Source organism: Enterococcus sp. HMSC076E04 (assembly GCF_001814285.1).
Classification (GTDB): domain Bacteria; phylum Bacillota; class Bacilli; order Lactobacillales; family Enterococcaceae; genus Enterococcus_B; species Enterococcus_B lactis.
Map to the genome: position 1 here is coordinate 19,415 of NZ_KV815632.1, position 13,983 is coordinate 33,397.

At 37.1% G+C, this 13,983-nt stretch carries 23 protein-coding genes; 21 read left to right on the top strand and 2 right to left on the bottom strand.

The features are described from left to right. The first annotated feature begins 26 nt into the window (after window positions 1–26). From HMPREF2961_RS12635 to HMPREF2961_RS12695, 13 genes are all read left to right on the top strand, one after another. On the top strand, window positions 27–356 hold the full coding sequence (locus tag HMPREF2961_RS12635; protein ID WP_070704902.1) for a hypothetical protein: 330 nt from the start codon (window positions 27–29) through the stop codon (window positions 354–356). Further along, entirely contained in the window at window positions 356–580 is a 225-nt protein-coding gene (locus HMPREF2961_RS12640) for a hypothetical protein (RefSeq protein ID WP_070704905.1), read from the top strand. The genes HMPREF2961_RS12635 and HMPREF2961_RS12640 overlap by 1 nt, the downstream gene beginning before the upstream one ends. A gap of 10 nt (window positions 581–590) precedes the next feature. Beyond that, entirely contained in the window at window positions 591–941 is a 351-nt protein-coding gene (locus HMPREF2961_RS12645) for a hypothetical protein (RefSeq protein ID WP_060789863.1), read from the top strand. Continuing rightward, a complete protein-coding gene (locus HMPREF2961_RS12650) occupies window positions 934–1,128 on the top strand; it encodes a hypothetical protein (protein ID WP_070704908.1) in 195 nt (64 codons plus the stop codon). Before HMPREF2961_RS12645 ends, HMPREF2961_RS12650 begins: the two co-directional genes overlap by 8 nt. 2 nt (window positions 1,129–1,130) lie before the next feature. After that, window positions 1,131–2,153 carry a recombinase RecT gene (locus HMPREF2961_RS12655; RefSeq protein WP_070704911.1) on the top strand — a complete coding sequence of 341 codons (1,023 nt, stop codon included), beginning with the start codon at window positions 1,131–1,133 and terminating at the stop codon, window positions 2,151–2,153. Then, a complete protein-coding gene (locus HMPREF2961_RS12660; protein WP_176747399.1) occupies window positions 2,116–2,931 on the top strand; it encodes a PD-(D/E)XK nuclease-like domain-containing protein in 816 nt (271 codons plus the stop codon). Before HMPREF2961_RS12655 ends, HMPREF2961_RS12660 begins: the two co-directional genes overlap by 38 nt. Before the next feature lie 17 nt (window positions 2,932–2,948). After that, a complete protein-coding gene (locus HMPREF2961_RS12665; RefSeq protein WP_070704917.1) occupies window positions 2,949–3,734 on the top strand; it encodes a hypothetical protein in 786 nt (261 codons plus the stop codon). Then, complete coding sequence (locus HMPREF2961_RS12670; RefSeq protein WP_002301755.1) at window positions 3,734–4,582, top strand: ATP-binding protein; 849 nt, start codon at window positions 3,734–3,736, stop codon at window positions 4,580–4,582. The genes HMPREF2961_RS12665 and HMPREF2961_RS12670 overlap by 1 nt, the downstream gene beginning before the upstream one ends. Next, complete coding sequence (locus tag HMPREF2961_RS12675; RefSeq protein ID WP_002301754.1) at window positions 4,579–4,821, top strand: hypothetical protein; 243 nt, start codon at window positions 4,579–4,581, stop codon at window positions 4,819–4,821. The genes HMPREF2961_RS12670 and HMPREF2961_RS12675 overlap by 4 nt, the downstream gene beginning before the upstream one ends. A gap of 142 nt (window positions 4,822–4,963) precedes the next feature. Then, on the top strand, window positions 4,964–5,419 hold the full coding sequence (locus HMPREF2961_RS12680; RefSeq protein WP_002301753.1) for a DUF1064 domain-containing protein: 456 nt from the start codon (window positions 4,964–4,966) through the stop codon (window positions 5,417–5,419). A 1-nt stretch (window position 5,420) separates the two neighbouring features. Continuing rightward, complete coding sequence (locus tag HMPREF2961_RS12685; RefSeq protein ID WP_002301752.1) at window positions 5,421–5,996, top strand: hypothetical protein; 576 nt, start codon at window positions 5,421–5,423, stop codon at window positions 5,994–5,996. Further along, a complete protein-coding gene (locus HMPREF2961_RS12690; RefSeq protein ID WP_002317594.1) occupies window positions 5,993–6,181 on the top strand; it encodes a hypothetical protein in 189 nt (62 codons plus the stop codon). Before HMPREF2961_RS12685 ends, HMPREF2961_RS12690 begins: the two co-directional genes overlap by 4 nt. A gap of 7 nt (window positions 6,182–6,188) precedes the next feature. Further along, window positions 6,189–6,380: a hypothetical protein gene (locus tag HMPREF2961_RS12695; protein WP_002335802.1), complete on the top strand. Its 192-nt coding sequence runs from the start codon at window positions 6,189–6,191 to the stop codon at window positions 6,378–6,380. 106 nt (window positions 6,381–6,486) lie between these two features. On the opposite strand, the gene HMPREF2961_RS12700 is transcribed toward HMPREF2961_RS12695, so the two are convergent. After that, entirely contained in the window at window positions 6,487–6,915 is a 429-nt protein-coding gene (locus HMPREF2961_RS12700; protein ID WP_002301747.1) for a hypothetical protein, read from the bottom strand. 345 nt (window positions 6,916–7,260) lie between these two features. Between HMPREF2961_RS12700 and HMPREF2961_RS12705 the strand changes: the two genes are divergently transcribed. Next, entirely contained in the window at window positions 7,261–7,737 is a 477-nt protein-coding gene (locus HMPREF2961_RS12705) for a DUF1492 domain-containing protein (RefSeq protein ID WP_070704920.1), read from the top strand. Window positions 7,738–7,924: 187 nt separating this feature from the next. On the opposite strand, the gene HMPREF2961_RS12710 is transcribed toward HMPREF2961_RS12705, so the two are convergent. Beyond that, window positions 7,925–8,407, bottom strand: a complete 483-nt coding sequence (locus HMPREF2961_RS12710; protein WP_218083195.1) for a hypothetical protein — start codon at window positions 8,405–8,407, stop codon at window positions 7,925–7,927. Window positions 8,408–8,746: 339 nt separating this feature from the next. Between HMPREF2961_RS12710 and HMPREF2961_RS12715 the strand changes: the two genes are divergently transcribed. The 7 genes from HMPREF2961_RS12715 to HMPREF2961_RS12745 all read left to right on the top strand — a co-directional run bounded on the left by HMPREF2961_RS12715 (window position 8,747) and on the right by HMPREF2961_RS12745 (window position 13,971). Beyond that, a complete protein-coding gene (locus HMPREF2961_RS12715; RefSeq protein WP_070704923.1) occupies window positions 8,747–9,133 on the top strand; it encodes a hypothetical protein in 387 nt (128 codons plus the stop codon). After that, complete coding sequence (locus HMPREF2961_RS12720) at window positions 9,114–9,515, top strand: Rho termination factor N-terminal domain-containing protein (RefSeq protein ID WP_070704926.1); 402 nt, start codon at window positions 9,114–9,116, stop codon at window positions 9,513–9,515. Before HMPREF2961_RS12715 ends, HMPREF2961_RS12720 begins: the two co-directional genes overlap by 20 nt. Next, complete coding sequence (locus HMPREF2961_RS12725) at window positions 9,512–9,892, top strand: HNH endonuclease (protein ID WP_002304435.1); 381 nt, start codon at window positions 9,512–9,514, stop codon at window positions 9,890–9,892. The genes HMPREF2961_RS12720 and HMPREF2961_RS12725 overlap by 4 nt, the downstream gene beginning before the upstream one ends. A gap of 110 nt (window positions 9,893–10,002) precedes the next feature. Then, a complete protein-coding gene (locus tag HMPREF2961_RS12730; protein ID WP_002301332.1) occupies window positions 10,003–10,455 on the top strand; it encodes a P27 family phage terminase small subunit in 453 nt (150 codons plus the stop codon). Continuing rightward, window positions 10,452–12,179: a terminase large subunit gene (locus HMPREF2961_RS12735; RefSeq protein ID WP_070704931.1), complete on the top strand. Its 1,728-nt coding sequence runs from the start codon at window positions 10,452–10,454 to the stop codon at window positions 12,177–12,179. Before HMPREF2961_RS12730 ends, HMPREF2961_RS12735 begins: the two co-directional genes overlap by 4 nt. 63 nt (window positions 12,180–12,242) lie before the next feature. Then, complete coding sequence (locus HMPREF2961_RS12740) at window positions 12,243–13,430, top strand: phage portal protein (protein ID WP_070705053.1); 1,188 nt, start codon at window positions 12,243–12,245, stop codon at window positions 13,428–13,430. Next, complete coding sequence (locus tag HMPREF2961_RS12745) at window positions 13,402–13,971, top strand: HK97 family phage prohead protease (RefSeq protein ID WP_070704934.1); 570 nt, start codon at window positions 13,402–13,404, stop codon at window positions 13,969–13,971. The genes HMPREF2961_RS12740 and HMPREF2961_RS12745 overlap by 29 nt, the downstream gene beginning before the upstream one ends. Window positions 13,972–13,983: the final 12 nt, after the last annotated feature.

A 13,983-nucleotide genomic window follows, 5' to 3' on the forward strand; every position in this document is an offset into this window, starting at 1 on the left:
ACTAATTACAAGGAGAGTTTATCACAATGAATGAAAAAATCCAAAATTTAATTAAAGAGTTAGCAGCTGAATGTGCGAATGATGATCTAGGAATGTCAGTTAGTGTAGTCGATGAAAAAGGGGAAGTCGCTCTTGGACAAGCTGGAAACGATAGCTTGGTTGCGTGGAGTGTTTACCAACAGTATGAGAAAACAAAACGTGATTTGCAGAATAATAAATGCAATTGTGAAACTCACGGTACTTTAAAACAATTGTTTGGTATTGAATATGAAGATCCAGAGTTTGAGGAATGGTATCAGGACTTTCTACGGTTTGCCGAAAAAATGGATCGCAAGAAAGGTGGTATCAAATTCTGATGATTTCAGTTAAAGGACTAGGCGATGAAATATTCGAAGTAATGATGAATAAAGCGCAACAAGATATCCAAGAAAAAATCTTGACTGCAGCAGGCTATGGAAAAACGAGTTGCACTGTTTGTTCAAAAGGATTTACACCATCATTTCTAGCAGCACTAGAAAGTGAAGGTATTTCAAACATTCAACGTGAAGATGGAAGTGTTAAATTATTTTGGGAATTTTAGGAGGTAAATGATGAGTGTAAAGGATGTAGCTAAAAAGCAAATTTTAAAAATGGAACATATCATTGATCAAATCAACGAGGCGGAAGATTTACTTATCAGCTTGAAATCACCAGCACTGAATAATCTTAATGAGCTTACGACTGATATTTCCATCGGTGTGTCTACTCAATTTTTAGGGAGAGGTTTTTTCCAAGAAGAACAAAGCAGGTGGCATAAGGTCCAACTTGAACGTGATCTTGGTATCACAGAGATTCAAGAAGAAATTCGTAATCTTGTTTCCAAATCAGTTCAAAAAAGGATTGAAGCACTTGAAAGCGAGTTGAGAGCAATGATTTATTATCGTGGTGATCACGATGAATAATTTTGATTCTTTAGGCGCAAGACAGCAACCACCAAAAGAAGTTAGTCCTGTCGGTGTTGATTGGCAAGGAAATTCTTTGTATCCAGGTGATACTTGCTATCTAACAGAAGAAGGCTATGTACCAGTAGACGCAATTCTAGAGTACGTCCAGCAACATTATCCAAAGATTGAATTAGGAGGAATTTAGGAATGGCAAATGATTTAACACAAACAACACAACGTTCATTAGATGAGCAGGTAATCAGTAATCTTGGACGGTTACAAGAACAAGGCTTAGAAATGCCACCAGGATATAGTCCACAAAATGCGTTAAAAAGTGCTTTTTTCGAACTTACTAACAACACAGGTGGAAATTTGCTACAAATGGCTGCAAACAATCAAGAAATGAAAACCTCCATTTCTAATGCACTTTTAGACATGGTTATTCAAGGGTTATCTCCAGCAAAAAAACAATGCTATTTCATTAAATACGGAAACAAGGTTCAGCTAATGCGTTCATATTTTGGAACAATGGCGGTCCTTGATCGTGTAACTGGAGGGGCAGATATTACGCCTGTAGTCGTTCGACAAGGCGATGAGTTTGAAGTTGCAATGGATGGACCAAACATGGTTGTCAAAAAACATGAAACAAAATTTGAGAATTTAGACAACGAAATCATTGCAGCCTATGTAGTCATCAAGTTAGCAAATGGTAAAGAAACCACAACAGTCATGACGAAAAAGCAAATCGATCAAAGTTGGGCGAAGTCAAAAATGAAGGGTTCTGGACCACAAAAGGAATTTCCAGAAGAAATGGCTAAACGGACAGTGATTAATCGAGCAGCTAAAGCATTAATCAACACAAGCAACGATAACGGTTTGTTAGTTCAAGCTGCAAAAGATACGTTAGAAAATGAATTTGACAATGATCGGAAAGATGTAACGCCACAAACAGAAAAAGTGGCTACTCTCGAACAAAAATTCTTTTCAAACAAAAATATTGCTGAACCAATTCAAACAGAAGCTGAACCAATCGTGATTCCTGATGATGTACAAGAAGGAACAACGCGTGTTGCTGATGTTCCTGGTCATCCAGAAATTGAACAAGCTCATTTTATTGATAAAGAAGATATCGAGCCAGTGCAAGAAGAACTGATCGATATTCCAGATTTTGGACGTGAGGAAGGTGTAGATGATGTCTCAGAATTTGAAGACGATGAGTACCCTTTCTGATGAAAATTATTACTCCAACGAAGCTGACTGGCAGTACATGTCAACATCACAATATAAATCCTTTTTAAAATGTGAAGCCGCAGCCTTAGCAAAGTTGAAAGGCGATTGGGCACCGACGTCGGATCCCAAAGCCTTACTCGTAGGAAACTACGTACATTCTTATTTTGAATCAAAAGAAGTACATGAAGCGTTCAAAGAAGAAAATAAATCAAAAATGTTTTCTAGTCGGAAGCCGTATGGATTGTTGAAAGATTTCCAAATTGCTGAACAAATGATTGAACGACTTAAACAAGAAGAAGTGTTCATGAACATCTATCAAGGTGAGAAAGAAACGATTGTGACTGGGGAACTATTCGGAACGACATGGAAAGGCAAGATTGATTGCTTGAATGTTGAGGATGAGTATTTTGTTGATATCAAAACAACCAAAGACATGCACGAGCGGAAATGGAACGAAAACTATGGATCAAGAGAAACGTTCATTGTCAATTTTGGTTACGTGCTTCAGATGGCGATTTACCAGAAATTACTTTTCCAACAATATGGAAAAAGTTTTATGCCGATCATCGCCGCAGTGTCCAAGCAGACACCAAGCGAAGCAAGACTGATCACGATTGATCAGGACAATATGGATTATGAGCTGGTTATGTTAAAAGAAAAAATTGAAAGAATTGTCAGAGTGAAGAACGGCGAAGAGAAGCCGAACCATTGCGGTTTGTGCGAGTACTGTCGAGGTAATCTTCCAATTACTGGATTCACTAGCATGGACGATCTTTAAACGGAGGTGCTTTGCGAATGAATCTAGGATACATCAAGTTATACCGTAAAGTGACTAGTTCATTCGTTTGGACGAATCCGAGCATGTTAAAGCTTTGGTTATTGTGTTTGATGAAAGCTAGTCACGAAGGAAGACGATTTTTATTTAATGGAAATGAAGTGTCGCTGTCCAGCGGACAATTTGTCACAGGGCGCGACGCATTAGCAAAAGAATACAACCAAGGGGCTTCGAGTGACCAGGTCATTGTCAGCCGTACGTTATGGAGATGGATAAAAAAATTTGAAAAAGAAGAAATGTTGTCCATCTCATCAACTCCTAAATATAGCGTCATATCAATAAATAAATGGGAAGACTATCAATCCAGTGACCAACACTTGTCCAGCGATCGTCCAGCACCTGTCCAGCACTTGTCCACAAACAAGAATGATAAGAATGATAAGAATGAAAAGAATAATAATAATCCTCGCAACTCTCGAAAAACGCGAGAGTATGCAGATGATGATCCAAATAAAAAATTGGCCATTCTTTTATTAAAACTCATTCGAAAAAATCAAAACATCAAGGAACCTGATTTGGATAAATGGGCGAATACGATTCGTTTAACAATCGAGTCTGACAAACGAACTGGAAAAGAAGTACAAGACATGATCGTTTGGGCTACTAGTAATGACTTCTGGTCAGGTGTGATCTTATCTCCAACGAGTTTGAGAAAACATTTTGATAAGATGGCTGTCCAAAAAAACAAAAGAAAACAACAAAATATTTCTAATGATGAGTTACCAGAAACAGGTGAGGATTGGTAATGAATAAAAAACTAAGTGCAATGGCTGCACCTTACGGCGGATTAAAAACAGCAGATCATAATTGCCCGAAATGCGGTGATCCATTGTATATCTGGAAAACAAAAAATAAAGATGGTACTGATCGCTGTGGTCCCACATGCATCAATAAGATTTGTGGTTATCGAGAAATGGTGACTAAAAATCAAAAAGAAGCTATCAAAAAAGCGAATGAAGCTAGAAAGAAAGACGCGATTAATCGAATGCTTAATAGCTCAATGATTACAGATGATGCAATATGGGCCTTCGATTTTGATGGATACAAAGTAGTTGATCAGGAAACAGCGCAAATAAAAGCGATGGCTCAAGAATGGGCTAAAAAAATTGTAAATGGTAGCACGATTCATGCAGTGATAACCGGTAGAACAGGAGCCGGAAAAACTCATCTAGGCGCTGCAGTGATTAAAGAAGTCATGAGGGCATCTAATTATAAAATTGCTTGTTCATTTATCAGTTATCGAGAACTTTTAGAACAGTTGAAATTTGCAATGAATGATCCAGAAGCAAGAAAAGCTGTGACAGGTTCACTTATGGCTGAGATAAAGAAATCTGATTTCGTGGTAATCGACGATCTAGGTGCGGAGCTAGGAAGAATGGAAGAAAACAATCAAGCAACGCCATACGATGTCGATGTTCTCACATCACTCACAGAAGCTCGTCTAAACAAAGCTACGATATTCACGACCAATTTATCATCAAAGCAATTAAAACACGCATACGGCGAGCGAGTGTTTTCTCGTGTAATGAATGGGACAAAAGGAAACATAGCCGTATTCAAAACAACGACAGACAAAAGGAGGAATCCAGTTTGACCTTTGTAGTGAAAAAAATGTGCTACTTAGATAGCCGAGGGCGAGGAGAAGCCAGTGTCGAGTTTGCTAAACACCACACGACTAAAGAAGAGGCTGACCTTGTTGCAAGTGTTTGTGGCGGCGAAGTAGTCGAAGTTATTAAACCCAAAAGACGATTTTCAAAACCTAAGACAAAGCCAGTGAAAAAAGAGTGTTGTTGTCCGAAAAGTAACCAAGCATGGATGAGAGGTGCAAAATGACTTGTTTAAAATGCAACGATGAAACAGTTATTTGGTATAAGACATCGCTTGGATGGTCAACTTGTGAACCTTGTCCAATATGCAATGAAAATGGACGACGTTCGAAAGAACGACTCGAAAGACTAAAGAAGGAGTATAGCAAATGGCAACAAGAAGCAAATACGGAAACAAAAAGCACGAAGTAGACGGCATCACTTTTGATTCTAAAGCAGAAGCTCGTTATTACATGAAGTTAAAACGAAACGGTATGAGTTTTATGCCTTTATCTGAAACCTACTGTGCCATGCAAGAAAATGTTCTGCTGCAAGAAGGGTATCTATGCAACGATCGTAAGATTGCACCGATTTATTACCGAGCTGATTTTGTGATTTATGAGAATGGCCAAGTGAAAAAAGTGATTGATGTCAAAGGTTATCAAGATGCGATCTCTATGCTGAAAATGAAGATGTTTGCTCATCGATACGGCTTTCCAGTGACATTTGCTAAGTTCGATTCAAAAATCAATAAATTCATTGAAATGGATTGTTTTGAATCAGCAAGACAGCAGCGGAAAAGACAAACGGAACGAAGAAAAAAGAAATTAATGGAGGGAAAATAAAATGACAAAACAAGTGAATTTCAGACCAGAATTAAAGAAAGTAACATCAAAATCAAATGGGAACACAGAAGTATTACTAGTTGTTAGCAACGGATCATTGAGAGGTAGCACTGAAAATCTAACTGAGTTTCTTGGATCAACAGTGACTGTAGTAATTCAACCAGAAACAATCGAATACACAGTGCCAGTAAACAAACAAACGAAGAAACCAAATATTGAATACGTTGTGAATTCAGATGGCACAATCGAAATGCTCAAAGAAGAACAGACTTCACTTGATGTCGGCGATGGTGTAGAAGAAGTTGAAAATGTAACAATCTTAGTATCGAAAGAAACTGTTGATGATTTTATTAAAACAGCAACGACATTACAACTACCAGAAAATGTCACCGTAAATATTCGAGACGTTCTTATCCGTTTAGATGAAGGCGATAGTATGAGTGAAATTGCTGCAGATCATGAATTATCAGAGACTGCTTTAATTGATCAAATCGAACTAGCTAGACAATACTTTGCTCCATATGCAGATAGCTGGTCCAAACATAAGGAAGACATCATTTTTCCAGAGGAACAATGAGAGCAACTGATCCAGTAATTATCCTTGAGGAAGCCAAATTTATTTGGACTCACGAAGAGATAGAGCAAGCACGCTTGCTCTTTTCTCAAGGAGTTAAGCCGAGCAAAGTAGCTGAAATAATGGATCAAAAGATTCTTGATGTCGGATTACTTTTGCTCCATTTAGCAGAAAAAAATCTAATTTGAGGTGGAAATGATGATTCAACTTGCAGGCATCCAAACAGGGAAAATTTATTTTTCCGGTGAAAGCAAAAGTGAAGCAAGTCAATGGTTGCTTAAAACATATACGAATAATAAGAAGCTAAGAAAAAAATATCCTGATGCGTTGCTAAAGGATGATCAGATTATGCCGGAACCAATGATTTTTACCAAATGGGATAAATAAAAAAAGAATATCGCGTAACGAATAATAGTTGCTCGGCTAAATAGTTAGAAATGTTAAAAAAAGCAAAAAAGCCGACGTGTAAGGTCGGCTGGGAAACAATTATTGTCTATTTTCTAGCCTCATTAATCAGACCTTGAATTCTTTCGTGGCCATTTAATAAACCGCTTGCTGCTTCAAAGAAATCTACTAAACGCTTAAATTCTATATCACTCCATTGATGGCTGTGGTTGGTTCGTACATTATTTAAGAATTCTGTATTAAATTCAGTGAACTGATGTAATATGTTGTCAAATTCTTGACGACCACCAAGAAGTTCATCGTTAAGAGCAATAAAGGTGTAGGCATTTGTGAAGCTGGCGTGAGCCTGATTTAAATACGTTAAGGCGCACATTAAGTCTTTTTGCTTATCAAATTCTTTTTCATCATCTAGCTCGCTTTTAAATAAAAGTTTATGTGAATAGTTTGCGTTATCAAAACCATCAATTAATAAATTTGATAAAATCTGTTTTTTTTGTTCAAAATTTTCAATTTCCATTATTATCACCTCGATTTAATTTACAAGTAAAATACCTTGTGAAGATATTATATCAAATAAAAAAAGCTGATTTAGGGGGTCTTACAAAAATACTAAAATTTTTTCAAAGAGATGATTCAAAGCGAACAATAAAATTTGGTCATCTCTTGTTAAACAGTAAAAATCGAACGATATATATTCCAGAAAGGATGTTTGTATGGGAAAAACAAAATCGAAAATCAAGAAGAAAAAACATCGTTTGGAACAAAAGGCAATCCAGAATGGAACGGCTAAGAAAAAATAAAAAAAGCCACCTCTTTCGAGATAGCAGCGCAATACTATTTTATCATATAAGGGGTGGCGTTTGTGAGATTTCAATGGTTAAAAGATTACCAAGAACTAGATGAGCAGATTCTTTACTTAAAGTGGAATCTTAATAAAAGTAAGCTTGAATTGAATCGATGGGTCTGTGGTGATTTAGCAAACGTCCGCATCGAAAAGAATTCGAGAACTTCTTCTTTAGAAGAGAATATTCAAAAGATAGAAAATGAATTGGAATTGTTGATCGAGCAAAAAGAAGAAATGTTATTGCTGATAGATAGCTTTTCTGGTATTGATAATCAAATTGTTAAGATGAAATATGTTGATCAAATGAGCTTAGAAGATATTGCTGAATTCGTTGGATACAGCTCATCGTATATCAGACAGCGACATGCAGAAATCAGAAAGACATTGAACTTTTTAGATGAGTATGAACACAGACAAGCTGACCGATTGAAAAAAGAAAACGAAATTGATTTTTACAATAGCGAGAAGTACAAAGAACAACTCTCTTTATTCTAAAATTACAATGTTCACTAAATGTTAGGTCATTGTAGCTATGTAAACATTGTTAGCAGCATGATATTCTATTAGTGTCAAAAAAATATGAAAGAGCCAAGATATCCCAACCGTTTTATTAATTGGTATCTGTGGCTCTTTCAGTTTTTATGGATAAATAAAAAATTCAATATATTGAGTGAAGTATGTTTTAATTTTTGGGAGCCTCAATGATAGAAATAAATTGTACCGAATTAAAAGAGTCTAAATTAACAACAGGAATTTTAGGTGAATCAGAAACATTTATAAATGTTGCATCATACAAATTATGAGGTAAAACATTTTGTTCTGGAAATTCTTTTATTAAAGAGATTACAAGTTTATTAAGGATCTCCAAGTTTTTTTCACTGTTAATAAACATAAAAAATTGTTTGTCTAAATCTGTTTTAAAGGGGTGTCTAGCTTTTTTGAATAAATCAATTTGTTTAGTTTCATCTGAACGAAGTGAAGTGCCGATATAATGAGGTCTAACTGAACGATGAAACATATCAAACTCAGGTTCACAGACGTAATCGTCTTCTACACGGACTAAATCCCCATACATTAAAATATCGTCACATTTTAAAAGTATTTTCAAGTTTGAGTCTTCATAAGACTCTTTTGTTAAAACGGTGTTCTTGATGATAAAATCCATTGTTTGTAAATCAGAGATATTCATTGTTTACACTTCCGTTAATTTATTTCAGCGGACCACTCGCTGATAAATAAAATTATACACTTAGTATTTATTTTCACAATATTAATTTGTCGCTGTGGCGGAAAGGGTAGACGCAATAAAGGGTGAATAGCAGAAGCTATAGAGTAACCCCTGCAAGGTTCGACTCCTTGCCAGTGACTTTTGGTTTACGGTGATCCATAACTGCCTGTCAGTAAAACCGTACAGAGGTATAACTGCATCTCATTGTTGAGATGTAGTTTTTACATATTAGATCACTCTTTGAGTGGTCTTTTTATTTTGAAAGGAGTTTTATCTATGAATGATTTTCATGAAGCGGTACTTAGCATCGAGGTAGAACCAAGTCTGGCCACTGCATATAAAAAAGCGATTGAAGATGACAACAGTAGGCATTGGATTAAAAATGAAATAAAAGATGCCGATGGAAATATTGTGATTAGCGATATCAAGCCAAGCTGGAATGGCAACCACTGTAGTGTCAGTATTGATAATAGCCTGACTATTGAAAAATATTCTGGAGCAATAGTTGATCGAACAGAACGGAAAATTCAGCTGACCATAGCATTGATCTCTAGGACCTTACCTAACTTAAAAGAACAGGTTGAATGGTATGAGCGAATGGGTGCAAAAGTAATTAGCACAAATTACAAAGGAGAGAATCAAAATGTCAATGATCAAAATTAGAACATCCATCACAGGAACAGAGTATTGGGATTCAGAAAAGAAAAAGACTGTTGCAGTTCCGAAAGGTCAAGAACCTAAATTTGATACAAGTGAACAGACTGATATGACTGTAGTTGCCAAGGCAATCGTTGGTGATGGTGTCTTGTTCAAGAGTGGTGAAGAAATTCATTTATCGGGAGAAGAATTAGATAGCGATGGAAACACCGCTGCTGACTTTGATGGAGAAAAACTTACCGATGATCAGTCCTATGGAGACACAGATGAGTTAGAAGATATGACTGCAAAAGAATTACGTGCATATGCTAAGAAACATGGCATTGATATTCCTGGTGCTGTCCGTGCAAAAGGAGACATCATCCATCTTATTCGTGAAGCAGAATGAAGTACTGTCAGTTTGACGGATGCACGAACAAGATAGCAAAGGGTATCTACTGTACTGAACACAAGAGATCAAGCAGATCACGCAAGAAGAAGCAGCAAGCAAAGTCTGTTTATCATCATGAGAACAAACCATTCTATCGAACGCAAGCATGGAAAGATATGCGCCAATTTATTTACGAAAGAGAAGGTGGCCACTGTCAGCGATGTGGTCAGTTCATCTTTGGAAAGAGGGCACACGTCCATCACATTGTACCAATCAAAGACAATGAACTGCTTAAGCTTGATCCAAACAATCTCATGCTTTTATGTTCAAAATGTCATCCAATTGTTGAAAACGAAACAGAAGACAAAAAAGTTTTTCCTTCGTATTTTAATTAACCCCCCCTATCCATTTTCAAAATTTTTTCGCGTGGGGAGATAGGGTAGCGGGGAGTCACGCGCATCGTTAGGTCAAATTTTTCAAAAAACAAAGGGGGGTGTATACAAGTATGACGACTAAAGCGCAACGTAAAGCGATTGTTGATGAAAAAGTAAGTGCTGAAAAAGCTCGTATTTTAAAAATAATGAATTTGTCTGATTTGTACACCATCACTCTTGATCCATTAATCGAATCATATTTGGATATTTTTGAAATTTACCAACACAAATATCTTTTGTGGAAGGAAAAAGGCTTTCCGGAGACGCAAAAATTCACGAATAAATCAGGTGCCACTAATCAATCGAAGCATCCATTGGCGCAGCAAGTAGAAACTTGGTCAGATAAGAAAATGAAAGCTCTAGATTTGTTGGGGCTAACGAATAAGGCTAAAACTGGTAGACAAATAACTGGCGGATCGACTGCAAGAAAAGATGAAGAAATTACACGTCCAGAAGAAAAGCCAGTAGATGAACTAGCAGCGCACAGAAACAAATGGCGTAAGAAGGCAGGTACTGAAAAATGATCGAACCTGGTGTAAATTATGCTGATTTATTTGCTAAGGAAGTAAGAAAACGGCCTAAGAAGTATCCTAAGACAGTTCGATTAGCAATTGACCGCTGGTATCGTTGGAAAAAGCGTAAAGATATCTGGTTTGATGTTGATCGTGCAAATGAAATGATGGATTGGGTTGAATCTTTTATCGTTCATACAAAAGGTGACATGGTTGGAAAACCGTTTATTCTGGAGCCTTGGGAAAAGTTTATTTATTCATGGATTTATGGTTGGGTACGAGAAAACGAAAAAGGTCAGATTGTCCGTGTAACTCGTGAGGCATATGTCCAAATTCCCAAAAAGAATGGTAAAACACTTATTGCAGTGGGTGCTTTAGGATATGCGATGTATGGTGAAGGTGCTTTATCTGTTAACTGTTATGCATGTGCTTCTGATTTTGCTCAGGCGCAATATGCTGCACAACCGTTTGCTGACTCCATTTTAAATAATCCTGTTTTGCTTGATGGCACCAAAATATTTAAAGGCCCAAAAGGTACTGTATCAAGTATTACTTATGAATACTTAGATGGAGATTTAGCACTGAAAAACAAATTTATTGTTCAAACGAAAAATATTGAAAATATTGAGGGGTCGAATCCATATTTTGTCTGTAATGATGAGTTGCACAAACAGGAAAAAATGGAACAATACGATAATTTTAAGTCTGCACAGATATCATTACCACAACCATTAATGTTTAATATTTCAACAGCGGGTAAAGGTAGCAGCTCGGTTGGCATGCGTGTTTATCGTGAAGCGAAAGAAGTGTTAAAACGTGATGACAATGACTCATCGTTTGTTTTAATCTATGAGCCAAATAAAGGATATGATTGGACTGATAGAAAAGTTTGGGAAATGTGCAATCCTAACTGGGGGATATCAGTTGATCTTTCCGCCTTGGAGTCAGCGTTTAAAACGGCACAACGTTCAGCACATTCAAAAGCCGAGTTTCTAACGAAGCACTTGGATGTATTTGTAAACGGTGCGGATAATTTCTTTGAACAGGATCAAGTAGAGCCGTGTTTGGTTACTACCCAAGAGCTTGGAAATTTAAGTGGTGAACCTTGTTACATTGGTTTGGATTTATCACGCACACGAGATTTGACCTGTGTGTCTTTAAACTTCCCAACGTGGGATGAAGATGGAAAAGCGGTCCTTAAAGTGAAGCAGCTTTATTTTATTCCCAATGAAGATTTAGAGTTTCGAGAAAAAGAAGATAACGTGCCTTACAGCGATTTAGCTGAACAAGGTTTTGTTGAATTTTGCGATGGTAAAATGATTGATCAAGATCAAATCTTGCAGTACATCGAAGACTGCATGGATTTATACGATATACAACAAGTGAATTATGATCCAGCGATGAGCGACAAACTTGTTGAGAAATTGGAGAACTTAGGATTGGAATGCGTTGAGGTTGCCCAATATCCTAAAGTGTTGAACGCTCCTTTTGATGATGTCGAACGGTTGTTTTATGAGAAACGAATTCAATTTGATAATCCATTGTTCCTTTATTGCACCTTGAACGTTGTAGCAATCACTAACATCAACGGACAAAAAGCGCCAAGTAAACGTCAATCAAAGAAAAAGATTGATGGTTTCGTGGCGTTTTTGTGTGGTCATAAGGAAACGATGAATCAGATGACAGATATTGATTCGGATGAATTAGATGATTACCTTAGTTCCATCTATAGATAAATAGAAAGGCGGTGAGAAATATTGAAATTACGTGATCGGTTATCGAATGCAGTCTATTCCTTTATGGAAAAGCGTGGGTACATCGAGGATATGTTTGGCCACTATACGCGTTACGGTCAAAGATATGTAACAGATTCCTCTATCATGGAATCTTCTGATGTTTATGAATTGGTCCAGGATATCTCAAACCAGGTAGCGTTGTCCTCACCTGTTGTCATAGGTCCAGACGGTAATGAAGTGAAGGACCACCACTTGCTAAAAATTTTGAAGAATCCCAATGATTATTTGACCGGATTCGAATTTACCAAATTGGAAACAAATACCCTACTGATCAATGGCGAGACATTCCCATTAACAGATCGGGACCAGCTTCATTTGGCATACGGTGTAACCACTAAAATCAATGAACGACTTCAAGAAGAATTTGAAATGAACGGTCAAAAAATACCTGGCCAAATGATTCGACACATTAAAAACATCGGAACTGATTCATTGAAAGGTGCTGGAATAATTGATCTTGCAAGAAACACTCTGGAAGGCGTTCTGAGCGCCGAAAAAGTTTTGACGGACAAATATACTAAAGGTGGTTTACTCGCGTTCATGCTTAAACTGGACGCCCACATCAATCCAAATAATAGCGCTCAAACGAAAATTGTCAAAGCAATACTTGATCAGTTAGAAGGGACGCAGGATGATAGCAATCATTCGGTTAAAATGATTCCACTTGGCAAAGGATACACAATTGAAACGTTAAAGAGTCCAGTTGATGATCAAGCTATTTTAAATTATTTGGGCGTGTATAAAAAAGACTTAGGGAAATTTTTAGGAATCAACGTAGATACCTACCAGTCTTTGATGAAAACAGACATCGAAAAAGCAATGATGTATCTGCATAACAAAGCAATCAAACCAATATTGAAGAACAAGAGCGAACATTACACCGCTCTTTTTTTTATGCCAAATTCTGGCTATCGGGTGGAATGGAAAATCAACATCTTGGATTTTGTTCCTTACTCAACAAAAACAAATATTGGCTACAACATCGTACGTACAGGGATTACAAGTCCAGATAATGTGGCAGAAATGCTTGGTTTTCCTAAACAGAACACTCCAGAAACACAAGCTATCTATATTTCAAATGACTTGTCTAGGATTGGCCAGAAAAATGCAACAGATGATTCCTTACCAACGAATGATCAAAACTTGAAAGGAGGTGATGGAAATGAAGAAGAAGGAAATTCGCACGATTGACATCACCAACCTTTCAACGCGTTCTGATGAAGAAACTCATACGAGGACCATTAGTGGATATGCTGCTGTATTCAATAGCCCAACACTATTATGGGACGATTTGAGTGAAGTCATTGCACCAGGCGCTTTTGCTAGAACGATTAGTAACTCCGATGTACGTTGCTTATTTAACCACGATTGGTCCAATGTGCTAGGACGTACTAAAAGCGGGACCCTTCGACTTGAAGAAGATGAACGTGGATTGAAATTCGAAGTTGATTTACCAGACACAACGGTAGCAAGGGACTTAGTTAAATCTATGGAACGCGGAGACATCAATCAATGTAGCTTTGGTTTTGTGCCGACAGAAGAAACGTGGGACTACAATTCTGAACCAATGCTTCGAACAATTAGCGAAGTGGAATTATATGAGGTTTCTATTGTTCCTTTGCCGGCTTATGAAGATACAGAGGCAGCATTAAGAAGTCGTGATGAATTAGAAAAAAACGTCGAAGAAAGAAAAAAATTAATCAAAAAAATTAATCAAGCGCTAGAAGCGTAGGAGGAAAAATAC

Excerpts from the sequence above, each read along its gene's own strand:
- HMPREF2961_RS12635 (WP_070704902.1), top strand. The coding sequence starts at position 27 with ATGAATGAAAAAATCCAAAATTTAATTAAAGAGTTAGCAGCTGAATGT.
- HMPREF2961_RS12640 (WP_070704905.1), top strand. The coding sequence starts at position 356 with ATGATTTCAGTTAAAGGACTAGGCGATGAAATATTCGAAGTAATGATG.
- HMPREF2961_RS12645 (WP_060789863.1), top strand. The coding sequence starts at position 591 with ATGAGTGTAAAGGATGTAGCTAAAAAGCAAATTTTAAAAATGGAACAT.
- HMPREF2961_RS12650 (WP_070704908.1), top strand. The coding sequence starts at position 934 with ATGAATAATTTTGATTCTTTAGGCGCAAGACAGCAACCACCAAAAGAA.
- HMPREF2961_RS12655 (WP_070704911.1), top strand. The coding sequence starts at position 1,131 with ATGGCAAATGATTTAACACAAACAACACAACGTTCATTAGATGAGCAG.
- HMPREF2961_RS12660 (WP_176747399.1), top strand. The coding sequence starts at position 2,116 with ATGTCTCAGAATTTGAAGACGATGAGTACCCTTTCTGATGAAAATTAT.
- HMPREF2961_RS12665 (WP_070704917.1), top strand. The coding sequence starts at position 2,949 with ATGAATCTAGGATACATCAAGTTATACCGTAAAGTGACTAGTTCATTC.
- HMPREF2961_RS12670 (WP_002301755.1), top strand. The coding sequence starts at position 3,734 with ATGAATAAAAAACTAAGTGCAATGGCTGCACCTTACGGCGGATTAAAA.
- HMPREF2961_RS12680 (WP_002301753.1), top strand. The coding sequence starts at position 4,964 with ATGGCAACAAGAAGCAAATACGGAAACAAAAAGCACGAAGTAGACGGC.
- HMPREF2961_RS12685 (WP_002301752.1), top strand. The coding sequence starts at position 5,421 with ATGACAAAACAAGTGAATTTCAGACCAGAATTAAAGAAAGTAACATCA.
- HMPREF2961_RS12690 (WP_002317594.1), top strand. The coding sequence starts at position 5,993 with ATGAGAGCAACTGATCCAGTAATTATCCTTGAGGAAGCCAAATTTATT.
- HMPREF2961_RS12695 (WP_002335802.1), top strand. The coding sequence starts at position 6,189 with ATGATGATTCAACTTGCAGGCATCCAAACAGGGAAAATTTATTTTTCC.
- HMPREF2961_RS12700 (WP_002301747.1), bottom strand. The coding sequence starts at position 6,915 with ATGGAAATTGAAAATTTTGAACAAAAAAAACAGATTTTATCAAATTTA.
- HMPREF2961_RS12710 (WP_218083195.1), bottom strand. The coding sequence starts at position 8,407 with ATGGATTTTATCATCAAGAACACCGTTTTAACAAAAGAGTCTTATGAA.
- HMPREF2961_RS12715 (WP_070704923.1), top strand. The coding sequence starts at position 8,747 with ATGAATGATTTTCATGAAGCGGTACTTAGCATCGAGGTAGAACCAAGT.
- HMPREF2961_RS12720 (WP_070704926.1), top strand. The coding sequence starts at position 9,114 with ATGTCAATGATCAAAATTAGAACATCCATCACAGGAACAGAGTATTGG.
- HMPREF2961_RS12725 (WP_002304435.1), top strand. The coding sequence starts at position 9,512 with ATGAAGTACTGTCAGTTTGACGGATGCACGAACAAGATAGCAAAGGGT.
- HMPREF2961_RS12730 (WP_002301332.1), top strand. The coding sequence starts at position 10,003 with ATGACGACTAAAGCGCAACGTAAAGCGATTGTTGATGAAAAAGTAAGT.
- HMPREF2961_RS12735 (WP_070704931.1), top strand. The coding sequence starts at position 10,452 with ATGATCGAACCTGGTGTAAATTATGCTGATTTATTTGCTAAGGAAGTA.
- HMPREF2961_RS12740 (WP_070705053.1), top strand. The coding sequence starts at position 12,243 with ATGGAAAAGCGTGGGTACATCGAGGATATGTTTGGCCACTATACGCGT.
- HMPREF2961_RS12745 (WP_070704934.1), top strand. The coding sequence starts at position 13,402 with ATGAAGAAGAAGGAAATTCGCACGATTGACATCACCAACCTTTCAACG.